We start from the raw sequence: 16,316 nt of genomic DNA, 5'->3' as shown, positions 1-16,316 counted from the left end.
GGTAACTTTCCTTTAGTAATGGAACTCCGGGAGCCTCCAAGGCCCCGGCCCAGTTGAATTTGCATAGCGGTCTTGAAAACCGGCGAACGTTAATAGCGTTCCCAGGGTTCGAATCCCTGGTTTCCCGCCAAGATTCATACGAAAGCCCCGCGAATGCGGGGCTTTTGTGTTTCTGGGGTTTGATAATTACAGTTTCCACTCGCTCGACCAGTGCGCCAAGAAGGCGAATCCAGAGATTATTGCCGGTGAGCCCTACACTGGACGACCCACAGAAACCCCGCTCCCGAAGACCGCTGTGGCGAGCGAAATCGCGCACGGCTGGGTTCATTCGCATGTTCTCTCTAGATATGACCTGGGTCATCTTCCTATTTCAGTAGCCTGCTAACGTATCAGGTCGCTGACGATTTCAGGGAGGATGAGGTTCAGCCTACGACACCATATTCATAACGGGAGCGTTCACGGTGAAGAGCTGGCACTGCATACTCGGTATCTTAGTGATTACGACACTAACGCTGCTGATTGAAATACCTGTTGATACCTGGCTCACTTCGGCAACTCTCAGCCTGATACTTGGAGCTTGCGCACTGGTTTATATGGCGGCTTCCTGCCTGTTGGCCAGTCGCTGGAGGGTAGTTGAGAATCTATTCGGCGGCTTGGACCGGGTCTATGAGTCACACAAGTGGCTAGGTATCTGGGCGCTTGTATTTGCCACGTATCACTTTGTATTCAAGGCAAATCTGGATGCCTGGAACAGCGTGCCTATTCTGGAGTTGCCAAAATACTGGACGCGGCTAGTGCGCCAGTTGAGCTATGTAGCACTAGGTCTGATCGTACTTCTTGCGTTGAACCGCAATATTCCTTACAGCCTGTGGCGGTGGTGGCACAAGCTCTCCGGGCCATTGTTTCTGGTCGTGATTTTACATTGGTTAAGCTTCAAGTCGCCGATCACTTTGTTCAGCCCTTCAGGCCTCTGGTTGGCGCTGTCCTGCGGGTTGGGTGTGCTGGCAGCCCTTTACAAACTGGTTCTTTACCCCTTTTTTGCCCGTGCTGGCGAGTACAAGGTGAAAACCGTCAATAGGGGCAACAGGGCGCTGCATTTGACGCTGGAGCCCATCCATAAAGGATTTGACTTCAGTGCCGGGCAGTTTGCGTTTCTGGCCATGCAGCAAAAAGGGTTGCGTGAGCCTCACCCTTTCACGATCGCTAGCGCCAACGGTCCGAATGGGCAAATTGAGTTCATTATCAGAGGGCTTGGGGATTACACCAAAAAGCTCTGCGAGTGTGCGAAAGCCGGAATGCTTGCCACTGTCTACGCCCCTTATGGGAGATTTAAACGGGTCTCTCACGCCGAGCGGGAAATCTGGATCGGCGCCGGTGTGGGGATTTCGCCTTTTATTTCCTGGTTGCAAGATCCGAATGCCAAAGACTTCGAAAAGGCAACGCTGGTCTATTGTTTCACCCCCTCGCGCGCCTTCCCTCCGTCCGAAGAGTTGGAAAGTATGGCCACCATGCGTGGTGCGCAATTTGTTCGTAATACGGGGGGGACTGAGCAGTTGGCTGAAACCTTGAGTGACGCGGTGGCTCAAACCAAACCGGACCAAATTCATGTCAGTTTTTGCGGCCCCAAAGGACTACTAAGCAAGGTGTATGAACTAATGGATCTCCATCGAATTCCGAAAGCTAATCTTCACTTCGAACTTTTCGACTTCCGTTGATTCGATAGACTGCCTACTGCAGGTCATGCCAGCTGGTCATCCAGCTCCTGGGGGAGCAGCTAGGCTGCAATCCCTGGAGCCTGTTAGATGATCCGTAAAAACCAGCCTCTACGAAGCGCGCGTGTTGTTCTCTCGACGCGCCTTACTGCTGATTCATCTGATAGACCACTGTGCTCCAGTAGCGGTTTCCGTTACGAATCTGGCGAGTCCAGCCGTTAGCCTCGAGCTGCTTGCCGATCATTCGATTCATAAATCCATGACCGAGCAACAGGACTGGCCCTGCGCTGGAAAGGTCTTGAAGTTGTCGCGCTGCCTTGCCGGCCCTTAGCCTGGCCTGGTGGGCTGATTCGACCGTTCCCGAGAAACCGCACAACCAGGAAATACGCAGGATAAACGCCCACGTAAACCCAGAGAGCTTCGGCAGTCTCCAGCGGCCATGGGGCAGTTGTGCCTCACAGAACACCGGGTCTACCACTGTAGGCTGAAGACACAACGCCCGTACGGAGGAAAGCGCTCGAGGGGCACTACTCGATACGATTACTCGAGCGGTCGCCGCCAGTTGCATGCTCGCCTGCGGGGCGGGCTGGCGGGTGATTTCAGATAAGTTGTAGTGTTCGATCCAGTGTTTCATTTCGAATAATGAAACCTTGCCGAGCATGGTCAGATTCGGCTGGCCATGGCGCATCAGGATGATCTCCCTGTTCATTGTGTTCACGTCCTTGTCTTGCCGCACATTGAGCCGAAAGGGTATCAGCTAGCCAGCAGGTTTGTGGCGCCACAATCATTAAATCAGGCCATCGGATAAGGGCAATCAGCTATTAGCCTTTCTGTGCGAGTTCCTCCGCCAGGGGATCAATGCTGACTTTTTCTTTGTTTTTATTGTGAGAGAGGGTTTTTATGCCTGACCGCTTCTCTGATGCTTTATTGGTTTAATTAAATAAATCCGTCCCCCTAACATGGCTCACATGCCCAGAGTAGGAATGGTCACCTGGCCACACTCTATGAGTTGGCCAGCGGTCACTTGCAGCCCGTCATTGGGTTTTGCGGCGTACCCGGCAAGAAAGCCGGCGGCCACCAAGGCGCCACCTACGACAGCACCACCACACGGGCGCTCTCGAACAGCACCGGACGGACAAGAATTTTGTAGCTGTCAGCATCGAAGGACTGCGGCGGGAGGGTCGACGCCAATCGGGCTTCGGCCTCCGAGGCATAAGTCCCGATGTACCGCCAGTTGTCCACGACGTGGTATTGCTCCATCTGGCCATGGCGTTCGTGCAGCGCAATGGCCGCGGGGTATGGCCAGCGGTGGACGGCCCAGTGCGCCAATGCCTGCAGCAAACGTTCGGTATGGGCTGCATGGGTTTCGTCGCCTCGGCATGCCCCGGCGCATTTACGGATCTGCGCGCGGAAACAGCCCTTTGTGTTGGCTGGCTCTATACCCAACAAGCTATGACAGAGGCGATGCTCGTCGGCGAGCAGCATCAACGCTTCGATTGCCATGCGCCGGCTGCGGAACAGTCCGTACAACTGTGGCCCCTCAGCTAGCGCGGTGGTGTCGATGATCTCGAGTTTGCCTTGGTGCATGCGCAGCGAACACAGGCGTCGCTGCCTGCGCAGGCGCTTGTTCTTCAGGGGCTGCAGCTCTTTGATCAGGCGCGACTCCAGCAACAGTGCACCGATTTCCCCAGCGGTCTGCTGGTACTCGATCCGCTGTGCCTGACGCAGCATGCGGGCTTCTTCGGGAGTGCGCAGGTGTGCCAGCAGACGGCTGCGGATATCGACACTTTTACCGATATACAGCGGCATCGAATCGCCTTGCGCGTAGAAAAAATACACGCCGGGCGCACGCGGCGCAGCTTCGGCCTGGGCGCGAAGGTGGGCAGGGTATTCGAAGGTCAGGGCAGGGGGCGTCGGTCGTAGAGGCATGCCAAATATAGTGCGGCATCAACTGGCGAAACGGGGTGCCGCTGGTCGGGCACCTTGGTGGACACGCCTCAGGGGGTTCGACCCCCTTTGATCTGGGCGGTCTTGAGGTGTGATTGAGACCTGTTGCTGGGATTTCTCCTCACGCTGACCGTCTTCACAGCGCTCAGGATTTTTTGAAAGTTTGCGCACTCGATATGCCGCGCCGCAGGGCAGGCCGCAGCACGCCGCAGTCCATCAAGTATGGCGCTGAGCTGCTGGATCGTACGGTCCAGCTCATCAGCCTTTTCGGCCAGCCGCTGGTGGTCAATGGCCGGCTGGCCATCCGCGCCCAGCATGGTGGCGATATCGTCCAGGGAAAACGCCGCAGACTGGCCGAGGGTGATCAATGACAGACGTTCAAGTACATCCGCAGCAAATACCCGGCTCAGGCCACGGCGACCTATGGAGCGGATAAGGCCTTTTTCCTCGTAGTACCGCAGGGTCGAAGACGGTAGGCCGCAGCGGCGTGCCACTTCACCGATATCCATTTCTTTCATGCTTGACCTCAAGTCGACTTGAACTTGCAGACTGCCGGGATCAAAACCGGCCAAAGGCAAGAGGAAATAACATGGAAACCGCTGAGATGGTACTGCGTATGGTGCTGGTTGGGCTGGGGGCCACGTTGATTATGGACCTGTCAGCGTTGATTCAAGCACGGGTATTTGGCAGCGCATCGCTGGACTACAGGCTTGTCGGCCGTTGGCTGGGCCACATGCCCAAAGGACAGTTTCGCCACGCCTCGATTGTGGCTGCGCACCCTACCTGGCATGAAAGCCTGATTGGCTGGGGGTTCCATTACGTCACCGGCAGCGTCTTCGCGATGGTGCTTCTGGCATTCCAAGGGCAGGCCTGGCTCTGCAGCCCCTCGCTGATGCCCGCGTTGCTGACGGGCTTGATCAGCGTGCTTGCACCGTTCTGCATCATGCAGCCCGCCTTTGGTTTCGGCTTCGCCGCCGCCAAGACGCCGACACCGAACCGAGCCAGGCGCCGAAGCCTGCTTGCCCACCTCACGTTTGGCGCCGGGTTGTTTGTCGCGGGCTGGTTACTGATCCAACTCTTTCCCGCGTCGGTGTGCCTGAGGCAAGGATGACCGAGTCCGACTCCACTGATCCGCCACGTCCCCCATGGTCAAGGGCTCGCCACTCTTGATCCAGGCCATGAACGCCCGATCGAACTTGAATGACCCCCCGCACTCGCCGATCAGGAACTGGCGCACCTTCTGTGTATTCCTGTAATGCTTGTCCAGTGGGGTGGTGCGGGTGATGGGGCCGGAGTGCCAGTCGAAGGTCATTGCCATTCCTTGGGTGATGTAATGCGTTGCGGGTATGAGAAGCGTGACCCTTGTCTACCGGGAAAGATCGCAGCGCATTAGAACCATCCCGATGTCGGCCTTGTCGGTACTGAACGGGATTTCGCCGAGTGCCTCAAATCCGCAGTTTTCATAAAAGCGCTGTGCACTGGTATTGGACTTCAGAACATCCAACCAGATGGAGCCTTCCTTACGGTCTTTTGCGTACTGGTGGATAAACTGCAAGAGTTGCTTTCCGTAGCCTTTGCCCGCCTGTGACTTGAGGAAGTAAATTTTCTGTAGCTCACTGCCAACCTGACCAGGCAGGGGCATAGGTTTGGACCAGTTGACCTTTGAATAGCCTACGGCGTGGTTGGTTTCGTCAAATGCGATAAGCCAGCAATGATGGGCAGGCGACTCGATGGATTTCTGCATTTCGCGGGTCGAGAAATCTTCGTTCAGGAAGTTCTGCATGCCCGCAGCGGTCCAGATTTCAGAGAAATGCTCTCGGTATGTCTTCATGCCGAGCTCCTGAAGGAGGGGGATGTCTTCTATGGTTGCTTCCCGAATGCTGATCACTGCTCTGCTCCTTGCCTGAATTGTCGGACGCAGGTCCTGAATTTTTTCACTCAACAGTTAAATACCGGTGCATAGCGCTCTTCGCGTTTCTTGAAGTGAATCGGCGCCATCGGCACTTTTTCACCGTTCACAAATATAGCCGGGAAGGTGAGGGTGAAATCATCCATATCGCCCTTGCCCAGGGCCGTGCCCTTGCGGCTGCTGCTGGATTGCTTCTTGGGGTCAAAGCCGGTTTTCAGTTGTTCGATACTGACTTGATAGGTCTCGCCTGTCGCCAGCGTAACAGTGACCAACGGCGAATCGGCGCTGACCCACAGCGGCGGGTCAGTTTGTTTGTAAGCCGCCCGGCGCTGATCCGGGGTGTCCAGGTTGCGCAGACGTGGGGGGATGTAAAGCCGGCCAAACAGGCGCAGTTCGGTGTCGGTTGAACGCAGGTTGCCTGGCCAGCTGGATGTTCCGGGCGGTGCTACATAGACCAATACGTGCACCCAATCGAGTTCTTCCGAGAGCGGGGCGTAGCTCATTGCGGCTTTCGGGCCGGGGCAGGTACGTTCGAGTAACGCATGGGTGCCCACTGCCGATTGCGGATGCAGATACGGCCCGTTGCTGCATCCTGCGAGCAGCGCCAAGAGGGGGTAGAGGATGTATTGCTTCATCGGGGGCCAACTCCATTTGCTGTACGGGCGACTATGGCATTTCTGCGGTTGATTCTCATCAGCTCTGTGCAGCATTATTCTGGTGTTTTTCAGGATCGGCGGGTGTAAGTGTGCGGATACCGTCACCATTATCCAGGGATAAACCAATGAAGTACCTGCGCACCTTGAATGCAGCAATGGAACGCTTTCTGAGCCGGTTTCTCCCCACGCAATTCCTGTGCGCCGCCATTGCGTTGACCGCGCTCAACTTCTTATTGGACTACACCGTTGCTTCGTACACCTCTATCTACCTGTCCATGCTCAGTGGTTGGCTGTTTGCCATGAGCTTTCTGAGGTTCCGGGCCCAGTGATGGCGCTGTTTGAGCCTTACCTGAGGCGCTGGGACCTGACCGTCGATGGCGATGCATTCGCCTCGCGCAATGGCAATCTACTGCCCGTTCGCCAGCGCGGCATACCGGCCATGCTCAAAATCTCCCAAGTGGCCGAGGAGCAAGCCGGCAGCTTGCTGATGGCCTGGTGGGACGGCGAAGGCGCAGCGCCGGTGCTGGCACAGGATACCGAGGCTTTGCTGATGGCGCGTGCGCTGGGACCGGCCTCGCTTGTACAGATGGTCAATGGTGGGCGGGATGAGGAGGCCACTCGCATCCTGTGTGGCGTAGTCGCGCGTTTGCATGCACCACGGGCCAAGCCAATTCCCGCCCTGGTTCCCCTGGCGCAGCGGTTCGAGGCACTAGAGTCCGGGGCGGCGAGGCACTGCGGCATCCTGGCACAGTGCGCAAGCACCGCACGCGAACTACTGGCGGCGCCTCAGGATGTCGTGGTCCTGCATGGCGATATCCATCATGGCAACGTGCTGGATTTTGCCGCGTCCGGCTGGCTGGCAATCGACCCCAAGGGCCTTTACGGCGAGCGGGGTTTTGATTATGCGAACCTCTTCTGCAACCCCGATGAAAACGCCCTGGCCCCCGATTGCTTCGCGCGGCGGATCGAGGTTGTCGCCAGCGTGTCAGGTATCGAACGGCGCAGGCTCCTGCAATGGGTGCTCGCCTGGGCAGGGTTGTCGTTGACCTGGATGCTCGAAGACGGTGATGAGCCTGGAGTCACCCTCGGGGTAGCACAACTGGCCGCGTCGGCGCTTAGTCGGTGATGCTTGTTGCCGTTGCAGGCACTGTTTGGTTGCGGATAACAGAAAGGTAATCATCAAGCTACCTTGCTGACAGGGTCGGTTCGTTAATCTCAAGCCTGGAATGAGTGACTTGAGAGGTAAACCCGATGAACCTGTTGAAACTGAGTATTGCTGCATTGGCGTTGTCATTGTCTACGGTCGTGCTCGCCACGGGAGGCAGTGATCGTGCATTTGAGGCGTTGATGAGCGATAACCAGAAAGCCATGGAGGCTTACGCGTTAAAACATGGCAAGGACCGGCCAGTGGTCCAGGACTATCGCTACGGGATGAAACTGGACATCGCCAAGGTGGTCAGCGTGACCCCGCCGATCCGCTCCTGTGACATCGTACCGTCGCGGATGACCTACGAAGATTCGAGCGGCAAGCTCAACACCATCGAATATAAAGTCATGGGGCTGTGCCGTAACAATGGCCGCTGAAAGGACGCCGCGGCGAGCCCTACCCCGCAGGGGAGTAACGCACCGTCTGCTCAAGAAAATGGCCCCACGCGCCGGGTTTTTCTCATAGGGCAGTCCAGTTCAGCAAGCCAGCTTGTATGGTTAGACTTGTAGGGGTGGTGGGACCACAATTCTCTGCCCCAATGAGGTCCCCTGTGGGAGCGGGCTTGCCCGCGATGACGGTGTACCAGTCACTATAGTGGGTGGCTGACCCGCCGACATCGCAGGCAAGCCAGCTCCCACATTGGATTTGTGGTGGGACCACAGTTCTCTGTCCCTATGAGATCCCCCGTGGGATCAGTCAGTCAATCCGCGGATGCTGTTGCGCCAGGTTCTTGCGCTTGGCCTCCAGCTCGGCGATCTGCTCGTCGAGGTCTTCGATTTTCTGTTCGATATTGTCGTGGTGTTCCTGCAACAGCTCCCGAGCTTCTTCAATATCCGACGCCGCCGGCGCCGCGCCGCGCAGGGGTTTGTTGGCGGTTTCCTTCATGGTCAGGCCGGTGACCAGGCCCACCACGGCAATGACCATCAGGTAGTAGGCGGGCATATACAGGTCGTTGGTGCTTTCCACCAGCCAGGCCACGGCAGTCGGGGTCAGGCCGGCGATCAGCACCGAGATGTTGAATGCACTGGCCAGGGCGCTATAGCGGATATGGGTGGGGAACATCGCCGGCAGGGTGGACGCCATCACGCCGATAAAGAAGTTCAGCACCACTGCCAGTATCAGCAAGCCTGCAAAGATCAGCCCCAGCTTGCCGCTGTTGATCAGCATAAAGGCCGGAATCGCCAGGGCCAGCAGGCCGATGCTGCCAGCGATGATAAAGGGCCGGCGTCCGACCTTGTCGCTGATAAAGCCGATCAAGGGCTGCACGAACAGCATGCCCACCATGATTGCGATGATGATCAGCACGCCATGGTTTTCGCTGTAGTGCAGGTTGTGTGTCAGGTAGCTGGGCATGTAGGTGAGCAGCATGTAGTAGGTGACGTTGGTCACCGCCACCACGCCGACACAGGTCATCAGGCTGCGCCAGTGTTGGGTGGCGATTTCCTTGAACGACACGCGGGGGCCGCGTGCCAGGCCTTCGCGGTCACCTTGTTCGAGCTTCTCGACATGCTGCTGGAAGGCCGGGGTTTCCTCCAGGGCGTGGCGCAGGTACAGGCCGATCATGCCCAGGGGCAGGGCGAGGAAGAACGGCAGGCGCCAGCCCCATTCCAGGAACTGTTCTTCACCCAGTACCGACGAGATCCCGACTACCACGCCGGCGCCGAGTACAAAACCGGCAATGGAGCCGAAGTCCAGCCAGCTGCCGAGAAAGCCGCGCTTGCGGTCGGGTGCGTATTCGGCGACGAAGATCGAGGCACCGGTATATTCCCCGCCCACCGAGAAACCCTGGGCCATTTTGGCCAACAGCAACAGGATCGGCGCCCAGATGCCTATCGAGGCATAGGACGGGATCAGGCCGATGGCAAAGGTACTGAGGGACATGATCACGATGGTGGCCGCGAGGACTTTTTGCCGCCCGTATTTATCCCCCAACGCACCGAAGAACAGCCCCCCCAGGGGGCGGATCAGGAACGGCACGGAAAAGGTCGCCAGCGCCGCGATCATCTGTACGCCAGGGTCGGCGCCGGGAAAGAACACCTTGCCCAGTACGAAGGCGACAAAGCCATACACGCCGAAGTCGAACCACTCCATGGCATTGCCCAGCGCCGCGGCGGTGATCGCCTTGCGCATCTTGGCGTCGTCGACAATGGTGATGTCTTTCAACCCGATAGGGCTGACACTTTTCTTGCGCGATTTCATACAGGTCACTCTATTGCTGATCGGTGTCGATGCCATTGTTTTAATGGCATGGTCTATTGGGTCAGATACATGAGGACACTAAATAATTCATCGCTTTATGTTTTTTTCCTATTGCTCCTGCAAGGGGCTATCAGAACCGATCCAACCGATAGGCCGCCAATACGGGTAAATCCTGGGGCTGAGGCACATAAATCGGCGATACCCACTGCGCGATCAGCTCGGCAGTGACGGCCGCTTGCGTCAACCCCAAATGTTGATGCCCGAAAGCAAGCAACACTCTGCCGTCGCACACCCGGTCGATGATCGGCAGCGAGTCCGGCAACGACGGCCGAAAGCCCATCCACGGCGTGGCGTCCTCAGCGCTCAGTTCGTCACGCAACAGGCCGCGGCTGAGCCTGTGCAACTGCCAGGCGCGCTGCATGTTTGGCGGGCGGTCGAGGCCGGCGAATTCCACGGTGCCGGCCAGCCGTAGCCCATCGCTCATGGGCGTCATGATGAACTTGCGTTCCAGTGAGGTGACGGCGAAGGGCAAGCGGTCTTGTTCATGGGGCAGCATCAGGTGATAACCGCGCTCGGTGTCCAGGGGCACCTTTTTGCCGGTCAGCGCCTGGGTGAGCCTGGCCGAGTGTGCGCCGCAGGCGATCACCACCTGGCGTGCGGCCAATCGGCCCTGGTCGGTGATCAGTGCAACGCCCTGGTTCTGAAGCTGGCCGTCCTGGACCTGGCGCTTGAGAAAGGTCACGCCGCTGGCCTTGGCGGCCTCGACCAGTTCGCACACCACGCGATACGGATCGAGGAAATGCCCGGTGCGGGGAAAGAACAAGCCCCCCTGGATCCGCTCGCTCAATTGCGGTGCGGCCTGCTGCACGGCGTCGGCCGACCAGCAGTCCACCGGCACGTTCTGCTGGGTCATGCGCGCTTGCAAACCCTCAATTGCTTGCCGCGATTCGGCACGCTCGAACACCAGCAGCGAGCCGTCCTCGCGCATCAACTGGGGCCGGTCGATGTTCGCCAACAAGCGCTGCCAGGCGCCCAGGCTGCTTTCGTTGAGGGCACGGATACCGGCGACCGTGCGCTGGTAGGCGGCCGGGCGCAGGTTTAACAATAGCCGAGCAAACCAGGGCAGCGCACGGGGCAGGTATTTCCAGTCCAGGCGCAGCGGGCCCATGGGGTCCATGAGCATCGCGGGCAGGCGCATCAGGATCGACAGGTCGGCGATGGGGAACACCTGTTCGGTGGCTAGATGCCCGGCATTGCCGAACGAGGCGCCCATCCCCGGTTCCTGCTGGTCGATGACCACCACGCGCCGGCCCTGGTGCGCCAGTTGCAGCGCGCAGGCGACGCCGATGATGCCGGCGCCGACCACCGCGATGTCGATCTCGGGTTGACGATTGTCGAGCATGATCAGGCTTCTCTCTGGCCGTCGAGCAAGCGTCGCAGCCGCAGCGGATTGCCTTGTTTCAGTGCGTCGGGCAGCAGGCTGTCGGGGAAGTCCTGGTAGCACACCGGCCGCAGGAAGCGCAGGATCGCGGCGGTGCCGACCGAGGTCGAGCGCGAGTCCGAGGTCGCGGGGAAGGGCCCGCCATGCACCATGGCATCACACACCTCGACCCCGGTCGGCCAGCCGTTGACCAGCAGCCGGCCAGCCTTGCGCTCAAGTGCCGGCAGCAATGCCCGTGCCTGTTCAACATCGCCCTCATCCAGGTGCAGGGTGGCGGTCAACTGGCCTTCGAGGTGCTCAGTCACTTGGCGCATTTGCGCGTTGTCGGCGCACTGCACCAGGAGCGAGGCGGCGCCGAAGACTTCGGCCTGCAAATGCGGGTTGGTAAGGAAGTCTTGCGCGTGGGCGGTAAACAGCTGCGCCTGGCATTGGTTCGGCCCTTGCGCCGGCAACCCGCTGGCCAGGCAGTGGGCATGCTCAGCCAGTGCGCCGACGCCCGCCTCATAGGCCTGGAAGATGCCCGGTGTGAGCATGGTCTGCGCCGGGCTGCGTTGCAGCAAGTCGCTGGCGAGGCTGACAAACTGCTGCAGTTCCGGACCTTGAACCGCAATCACCAGGCCGGGGTTGGTGCAGAACTGCCCGGCGCCCTGGGTCAATGAGGCAACAAACCCTTGTGCCAGTGCTTCGCCGCGCGCCTTGAGGGCGCCCGGAAACAGGTACACCGGGTTGATGGCGCTCATTTCCGCGTACACCGGAATGGGCTCCGGCCGTGCCTGGGCCGCCTGGCACAAGGCGATACCGCCACTTTGCGAACCGGTGAATCCCACTGCCTTGATCCTTGGGTCGCTGACCAGGGCAATCCCCACTTCGCGTCCGGAACCGTACAGCAGGGAAAACACGCCCTCGGACAGGCCACACTGTTTCACGGCACGTGCCAGCGCGCGGCCCACCAATTCGCTGGTGCCGGGGTGGGCGCCGTGGGCCTTGACGATCACCGGGCAACCGGCGGCGAGGGCTGAAGCGGTATCACCGCCGGCCACCGAGAACGCCAGCGGGAAGTTACTGGCGCCGAATACGGCCACCGGGCCCAGCGGCACCTGGCGTTGGCGCAGGTCGGCACGGGGCAGGGGCTGGCGGCCTGGTTGGGCGCCATCGACCCGCACGTCCAGCCATTCGCCAGCGCGTACGGTGCGGGCGAAGGTGCGCAGTTGCTGGCAGGTGCGGCCCCGTTCGCCCTGAATCCGCGCGTGGGGCAAGCCGGTTTCGGCCACGGCACGCTCGATCAGTTCATCGCCGAGGGCTTCGATTTCGCTGGCGATGGTTTCGAGGAATTCAGCACGCGCCGCCAGGGATGTCTCGCGGTAGTTGTCGAAGGCTGACCACGCCAACGCGCAAGCCTGGGCCACCTGCTCGGTGGAACCGCCGGGATAGGCCGGCTCCAGCGCAGCATCGGTGGCTGGGTTGATCGCACGGATGGCTGTGCGGGTGCCGGGAATGGAGTGCTGACCGATCAGCATATTGCCTGTCAGAGTCATGGCCTGTTCCTGAAAAAAGAAGGGACGCCGCTGTGTAGCAGCGGCGTACGAGCAGTCAGTCGACGTTCTGTTCTGCCGACCAGTTGGCGTACCACTGGCGGAACAGCGCGTACTGGTGTTCGGCATACCGGCGCTGGGCATCGCTGAGCACATCGCTGTCGTTGAAGTGCAGGCTGTATTCCAGGTCGCCATTGAGCACCATCAGGTGCTTGTAATAGAGCACCAGGTCGCAGCCTTCATCGAAGGACGACAGCACCGCCAGCGCCGCTTCCAGCTCACGGGCCTGGCGCCGGGCCTTGGCATCGCCCTTGGCGGCCTTCTTACTCAGGGCCACCAGTTGCAGGACTTCCCGTGGCAGGGCGTTGCCTATGCCAGTGATCGCGCCGGTGGCGTTGCAGTTGACGAAACCGTGCACCACCTGGGTATCGACACCGACCATCAGGGTCACGTCATCGTCCTTGGAGGTGATGTGTTCGGCCGCATAGCGCAGGTCGGCGCCGCCGCCGAACTCCTTGAAGCCGATCAGGTTCGGGTACTCGCGGCGCAGTTCAAAGAACAGGTCGGCGCGTGTGGCGAAGCCGTAGTAGGGGCTGTTGTAGATCACCGACGGCAGGTTCGGTGCGGCGCTGAGGATCGCCGCGAAGTGGGCCTTTTGCGCAGTGGCCGAAGCGCCACGGGACAGCACCCGTGGGATGACCATCAAACCGTGGGCGCCGACCTTGGCGGCGTGGGCGGCATGGGATATTGCTTCACGGCTGTTGACCGCCCCGGTGCCGACAATGGTCGGGATGCCCGCAGCCACCAGGCGCGCCACGCCTTCCTGGCGCTGGGCTTCGGTGAGCAACGGCCAGTCGCCCATGGAGCCGCAATACACCACGGCGCTCATGCCGATGTCGATCAGTTCGCGGCCCTTGGCGACCAGGGCGTCGAAGTCCGGCTGACGCTCGGCGGTGCACGGGGTCATCAGGGCAGGGATGCAGCCGGTGAAAATGTTATCGCTCATGGTTCTATCTCCTTGGAAGGGTCTGTTGTAACGCTGCCGGGTGCTCAAATGCCCCAGGCGAAGGGGTCCTGTTCGTCGATCAGCAAGGTGCTGTCGGCGGTCATATAGGCGCGGCCGGTGATGAAGGGGCGGATGCGTTCGCCCTCCCATTCAAAACGGCCTTCGAATTGGCTGGCGGTGATGCTGGCTTGTACCCAGGGCTCACCGGCCTGAAGTTTTCCATCGGCGGCCAGGCAGGCCAGCTTGGCGCTGGTACCCGTGCCGCAGGGCGAGCGGTCGTAGGCCTTGCCGGGGCACATGACGAAGTTGCGGCTGTCGGCCTGGTCGTCATCGGCGAACAGTTCGATATGGTCGATCAACGCGCCGTCTGCGCCATGGATGCCTTGGGCTTCGAGGGCCTTGAGCATGGCCCAGGTGAAGTCGGTAAGGACCTCGACATTGGCCATGTGCAAATCCTGGCCGTGCTCGGACACCAGGAAAAACCAGTTGCCGCCCCAGGCAATATCGCCGTAGATCCGGCCATGCCCCGGTACATCCACGGGCACCTGCTGGCGATAGCGATAGGCGGGCACGTTGCGCAGGGTGACCGCGCCGTCCTCATGCAGGGTGGCGCTGACTTGGCCCACCGGCGTGTCGATGCTGTGTATCCCTGGCGCGATGCGGCCCAAGTAGTGCAACGAGGCAATCAGGCCGATGGTGCCGTGGCCACACATGCCGAGGTAGCCGGCGTTGTTGAAAAAAATCACCCCGCAGGTGGCCCCCGGCGAGACCGGCTCGCAGTACAGCGCGCCGACCAGTACATCGTTGCCACGGGGCTCCAGCAGGCACGCGCGGCGCCATGGGTCGTGCTCGGTGCGCAGGCTCTCGAGCTGCTCGGCGATGGTCTGGCCGGCCAGCTGCGGGAAGCCATTGATGATCAGGCGCGTCGGTTCGCCGCCGGTGTGGGAGTCAATCACATGCAGTCGTTTCATCCAGCTATTCCTTGGTGATTGGCCAATTACGCGTTCGCCGGGTGCATGCCGGTAGTGGGCAGCACGGCTTCGCTTTCGTCGTCTTCGTGTTCCAGTTCTACCAAGTGCGCCGGCACGCCGGTGGCCGCACCCCAGTAGTAGATGCCCATGGCGCAGGCGGCGACGACCAGGGTGTCGAAGGGATGGCTGAGCACGCCCAGGCCGCCGAAACTGCCAAGTTTCGACAGCACCATGGTCACGGCGTAGAAGCCGATCAGCCACGCGCTGGAGCGCACTTGCTGGGCGATGCTCAGGTGCTGGGTCGGCACCAGGCGGCGGCACAGCAGGTACACCACAAACATCACGATTTGCAGGCCCAGCAGCCAGGACACGGTGTTCCAGCCCGACCAGTAGACGATCAGCGCGGCGATGATGAACGACAGCGGGCCCAGCACACTCATCCACTTGACCCGGAACGGGCGCGGCATGTCCGGCGCATTGCGTCGCAGCGCAGCCACGCACACCGGGGCCACGGCGTAGCTCAACACCAGGGCGGCGGACACCACATTGATCAGCGCCTCCCAGGACGGGAACGGCAGGGTCCAGAACACCGACAAGCCAAAGGTCAGCCACAACGCCGGGCGCGGGATGCCGGATTTCTCATCAATACGCGTGAAAATCTTGAAGAAGGTGCCGGTCTGCGCCCAGCCATAGATCACCCGTGGCGTGGCGTTCATATAGATATTGCCGCAGCCGCTGGGGGAGATCACCGCGTCGGCCACCACCAGGTAGGCCAGCCAGCCCACGCCCAGGGCCAGGGCGATATCGCGATAGGGCAGGGCCAGTTCCTTGCTGATGCCGGCCCAGCCATTGGCGAGCATTTCGGTGGGCACGCCGCCGAGGAAGGCCACTTGCAGCAGCACATAAATTGCCGTGGACAGCAGCACCGAAAGGATCAGGGCAATGGGAATGGTGCGTTGTGGGTTTTTCACTTCGCTGGCCACCGAGATGATCGGCGTCAGCCCCAGATAGGCAAAAATCACCCCGCCGGCGGACACCGCCATTTCAATCCCCGACAGGCCGAACGGCGCGAACCCCTGGGAGTGGAAGTTGGCCGGTTTGAAGAAGGTGAACAGCACGCCGATCACCAGCAGCGGCACGATGAACTTGAAAATGCTGACCAGGTTATTGGCGATGGCGAAGGTCTTGACGCTGCGGTAATTGAGCACGAAAAACAGGCAGAGCAGGCCGAACTGCACCAGCCAGCCGAGGGGGGTGGGGTCGCTGGAGCCAGCCTTGGTCAACTCGGGAAACCAGGCGGCGGCATATTGCCTTGCGGCAACCACTTCAATCGCCACCAGGCTGGAAAACGCGATCAGCGTGATAAAGCCCATCAGGTAGCCCAGCAGCGGGCCGTGGGAATACACCGGGTAGCGCACCACGCCCCCGGCACGGGGCAGGGCGGCGCCCAATTCGCAATACACAATGCCCAGCAACAGCACGGCAAAACCGCCGAGCAACCAGGAAAAAATCCCCGCGGGGCCGGCAATGGACGACACGTGACTGGCGGCAAACAACCAACCGGAACCGAAGATGGCTCCCAGGCCGATAAAGGTGAGGTCGATCAGAGACAGCTGTTTCTTGAACTTGCCTTGGGCTGACATAGCGGCGCCTTCTTGTGGGTTATTGGATAGGCATGCAGTGGCGCTACAGTGAACCCATCGGCGCGCTGGCGATTGATGTTTTGCGCGGCTATC

17 protein-coding genes are annotated in these 16,316 nt (G+C 60.2%); 5 read left to right on the top strand and 12 right to left on the bottom strand.

Annotation, left to right across the window (positions count from 1 at the left end; translation table 11 throughout):
• The first annotated feature begins 461 nt into the window (after positions 1-461).
• The gene (locus tag HBR94_RS04685) at positions 462-1,715 is read left to right on the top strand and encodes a ferredoxin reductase family protein (protein ID WP_170044270.1); all 1,254 of its coding nucleotides are present in this window, start codon (positions 462-464) and stop codon (positions 1,713-1,715) included.
• 142 nt (positions 1,716-1,857) lie between these two features.
• Here HBR94_RS04685 and HBR94_RS04680 read toward each other — a convergent pair whose 3' ends face one another.
• The 3 genes from HBR94_RS04680 to HBR94_RS04670 all read right to left on the bottom strand — a co-directional run bounded on the left by HBR94_RS04680 (position 1,858) and on the right by HBR94_RS04670 (position 4,177).
• Positions 1,858-2,421, bottom strand: coding sequence for a histidine phosphatase family protein (locus tag HBR94_RS04680; protein ID WP_170044269.1), 564 nt, complete (start codon positions 2,419-2,421; stop codon positions 1,858-1,860).
• Positions 2,422-2,801: 380 nt separating this feature from the next.
• Positions 2,802-3,641 (bottom strand): endonuclease, encoded by an 840-nt coding sequence (locus HBR94_RS04675; RefSeq protein ID WP_170044268.1) that lies wholly within the window; start codon positions 3,639-3,641, stop codon positions 2,802-2,804.
• Between the two features lie 68 nt (positions 3,642-3,709).
• Positions 3,710-4,177, bottom strand: coding sequence for a helix-turn-helix domain-containing protein (locus HBR94_RS04670; RefSeq protein WP_170044267.1), 468 nt, complete (start codon positions 4,175-4,177; stop codon positions 3,710-3,712).
• A gap of 71 nt (positions 4,178-4,248) precedes the next feature.
• On the opposite strand from HBR94_RS04670, the gene HBR94_RS04665 reads away from it, so the two are divergent.
• The gene (locus tag HBR94_RS04665; RefSeq protein ID WP_169990000.1) at positions 4,249-4,770 is read left to right on the top strand and encodes a DUF2938 domain-containing protein; all 522 of its coding nucleotides are present in this window, start codon (positions 4,249-4,251) and stop codon (positions 4,768-4,770) included.
• On the opposite strand, the gene HBR94_RS28460 is transcribed toward HBR94_RS04665, so the two are convergent.
• Genes HBR94_RS28460 through HBR94_RS04655 form a run of 3 tightly spaced genes read right to left on the bottom strand, consistent with a single transcriptional unit; the run spans position 4,723 to position 6,203 of the window.
• Positions 4,723-4,971, bottom strand: coding sequence for a DUF6434 domain-containing protein (locus tag HBR94_RS28460; RefSeq protein ID WP_222931998.1), 249 nt, complete (start codon positions 4,969-4,971; stop codon positions 4,723-4,725). The genes HBR94_RS04665 and HBR94_RS28460 overlap by 48 nt on opposite strands.
• 54 nt (positions 4,972-5,025) lie before the next feature.
• Positions 5,026-5,547, bottom strand: a complete 522-nt coding sequence (locus HBR94_RS04660) for a GNAT family N-acetyltransferase (RefSeq protein ID WP_170044266.1) — start codon at positions 5,545-5,547, stop codon at positions 5,026-5,028.
• 50 nt (positions 5,548-5,597) lie between these two features.
• A complete protein-coding gene (locus HBR94_RS04655) occupies positions 5,598-6,203 on the bottom strand; it encodes a hypothetical protein (protein WP_170044265.1) in 606 nt (201 codons plus the stop codon).
• A gap of 146 nt (positions 6,204-6,349) precedes the next feature.
• Between HBR94_RS04655 and HBR94_RS04650 the strand changes: the two genes are divergently transcribed.
• From HBR94_RS04650 to HBR94_RS04640, 3 genes are all read left to right on the top strand, one after another.
• Positions 6,350-6,553: a hypothetical protein gene (locus HBR94_RS04650; protein WP_169960913.1), complete on the top strand. Its 204-nt coding sequence runs from the start codon at positions 6,350-6,352 to the stop codon at positions 6,551-6,553.
• Complete coding sequence (locus HBR94_RS04645) at positions 6,553-7,350, top strand: aminoglycoside phosphotransferase family protein (protein WP_128593579.1); 798 nt, start codon at positions 6,553-6,555, stop codon at positions 7,348-7,350. Before HBR94_RS04650 ends, HBR94_RS04645 begins: the two co-directional genes overlap by 1 nt.
• Positions 7,351-7,475: 125 nt before the next feature.
• Positions 7,476-7,808: a DUF2790 domain-containing protein gene (locus HBR94_RS04640; protein WP_057959910.1), complete on the top strand. Its 333-nt coding sequence runs from the start codon at positions 7,476-7,478 to the stop codon at positions 7,806-7,808.
• A gap of 319 nt (positions 7,809-8,127) precedes the next feature.
• On the opposite strand, the gene proP is transcribed toward HBR94_RS04640, so the two are convergent.
• The 6 genes from proP to HBR94_RS04610 all read right to left on the bottom strand — a co-directional run bounded on the left by proP (position 8,128) and on the right by HBR94_RS04610 (position 16,223).
• Positions 8,128-9,630, bottom strand: a complete 1,503-nt coding sequence (gene proP, locus HBR94_RS04635) for a glycine betaine/L-proline transporter ProP (protein ID WP_169960912.1) — start codon at positions 9,628-9,630, stop codon at positions 8,128-8,130.
• 130 nt (positions 9,631-9,760) lie between these two features.
• Entirely contained in the window at positions 9,761-11,032 is a 1,272-nt protein-coding gene (locus HBR94_RS04630; RefSeq protein ID WP_115128466.1) for an FAD-dependent oxidoreductase, read from the bottom strand.
• A 2-nt stretch (positions 11,033-11,034) separates the two neighbouring features.
• Positions 11,035-12,606, bottom strand: coding sequence for an aldehyde dehydrogenase (NADP(+)) (locus HBR94_RS04625; protein WP_170044264.1), 1,572 nt, complete (start codon positions 12,604-12,606; stop codon positions 11,035-11,037).
• 55 nt (positions 12,607-12,661) lie between these two features.
• A complete protein-coding gene (locus HBR94_RS04620) occupies positions 12,662-13,609 on the bottom strand; it encodes a dihydrodipicolinate synthase family protein (protein WP_057441006.1) in 948 nt (315 codons plus the stop codon).
• A 44-nt stretch (positions 13,610-13,653) separates the two neighbouring features.
• Positions 13,654-14,580, bottom strand: coding sequence for a 4-hydroxyproline epimerase (locus tag HBR94_RS04615; protein WP_170044263.1), 927 nt, complete (start codon positions 14,578-14,580; stop codon positions 13,654-13,656).
• A gap of 26 nt (positions 14,581-14,606) precedes the next feature.
• A complete protein-coding gene (locus HBR94_RS04610) occupies positions 14,607-16,223 on the bottom strand; it encodes an APC family permease (RefSeq protein ID WP_120733440.1) in 1,617 nt (538 codons plus the stop codon).
• Positions 16,224-16,316 lie beyond the last annotated feature (93 nt).

It is taken from the genome of Pseudomonas sp. WS 5412, from assembly GCF_012985615.1.
Lineage (GTDB): Bacteria > Pseudomonadota > Gammaproteobacteria > Pseudomonadales > Pseudomonadaceae > Aquipseudomonas > Aquipseudomonas shahriarae.
The sequence above is the reverse complement of the archived record's forward strand: the minus strand, read 5'-3'. Positions and strand labels throughout refer to the sequence as shown.

Bases quoted from the DNA above. Each gene is read 5' to 3' on its own strand.
- HBR94_RS04625 (WP_170044264.1), bottom strand. From the start codon at position 12,606: ATGACTCTGACAGGCAATATGCTGATCGGTCAGCACTCCATTCCCGGC.
- HBR94_RS04665 (WP_169990000.1), top strand. From the start codon at position 4,249: ATGGAAACCGCTGAGATGGTACTGCGTATGGTGCTGGTTGGGCTGGGG.
- HBR94_RS04670 (WP_170044267.1), bottom strand. From the start codon at position 4,177: ATGAAAGAAATGGATATCGGTGAAGTGGCACGCCGCTGCGGCCTACCG.
- HBR94_RS04610 (WP_120733440.1), bottom strand. From the start codon at position 16,223: ATGTCAGCCCAAGGCAAGTTCAAGAAACAGCTGTCTCTGATCGACCTC.
- HBR94_RS04615 (WP_170044263.1), bottom strand. From the start codon at position 14,580: ATGAAACGACTGCATGTGATTGACTCCCACACCGGCGGCGAACCGACG.
- HBR94_RS04680 (WP_170044269.1), bottom strand. From the start codon at position 2,421: ATGAACAGGGAGATCATCCTGATGCGCCATGGCCAGCCGAATCTGACC.
- proP (WP_169960912.1), bottom strand. From the start codon at position 9,630: ATGAAATCGCGCAAGAAAAGTGTCAGCCCTATCGGGTTGAAAGACATC.
- HBR94_RS04620 (WP_057441006.1), bottom strand. From the start codon at position 13,609: ATGAGCGATAACATTTTCACCGGCTGCATCCCTGCCCTGATGACCCCG.
- HBR94_RS04630 (WP_115128466.1), bottom strand. From the start codon at position 11,032: ATGCTCGACAATCGTCAACCCGAGATCGACATCGCGGTGGTCGGCGCC.
- HBR94_RS04650 (WP_169960913.1), top strand. From the start codon at position 6,350: ATGAAGTACCTGCGCACCTTGAATGCAGCAATGGAACGCTTTCTGAGC.
- HBR94_RS04675 (WP_170044268.1), bottom strand. From the start codon at position 3,641: ATGCCTCTACGACCGACGCCCCCTGCCCTGACCTTCGAATACCCTGCC.
- HBR94_RS04655 (WP_170044265.1), bottom strand. From the start codon at position 6,203: ATGAAGCAATACATCCTCTACCCCCTCTTGGCGCTGCTCGCAGGATGC.
- HBR94_RS28460 (WP_222931998.1), bottom strand. From the start codon at position 4,971: ATGACCTTCGACTGGCACTCCGGCCCCATCACCCGCACCACCCCACTG.
- HBR94_RS04645 (WP_128593579.1), top strand. From the start codon at position 6,553: ATGGCGCTGTTTGAGCCTTACCTGAGGCGCTGGGACCTGACCGTCGAT.
- HBR94_RS04640 (WP_057959910.1), top strand. From the start codon at position 7,476: ATGAACCTGTTGAAACTGAGTATTGCTGCATTGGCGTTGTCATTGTCT.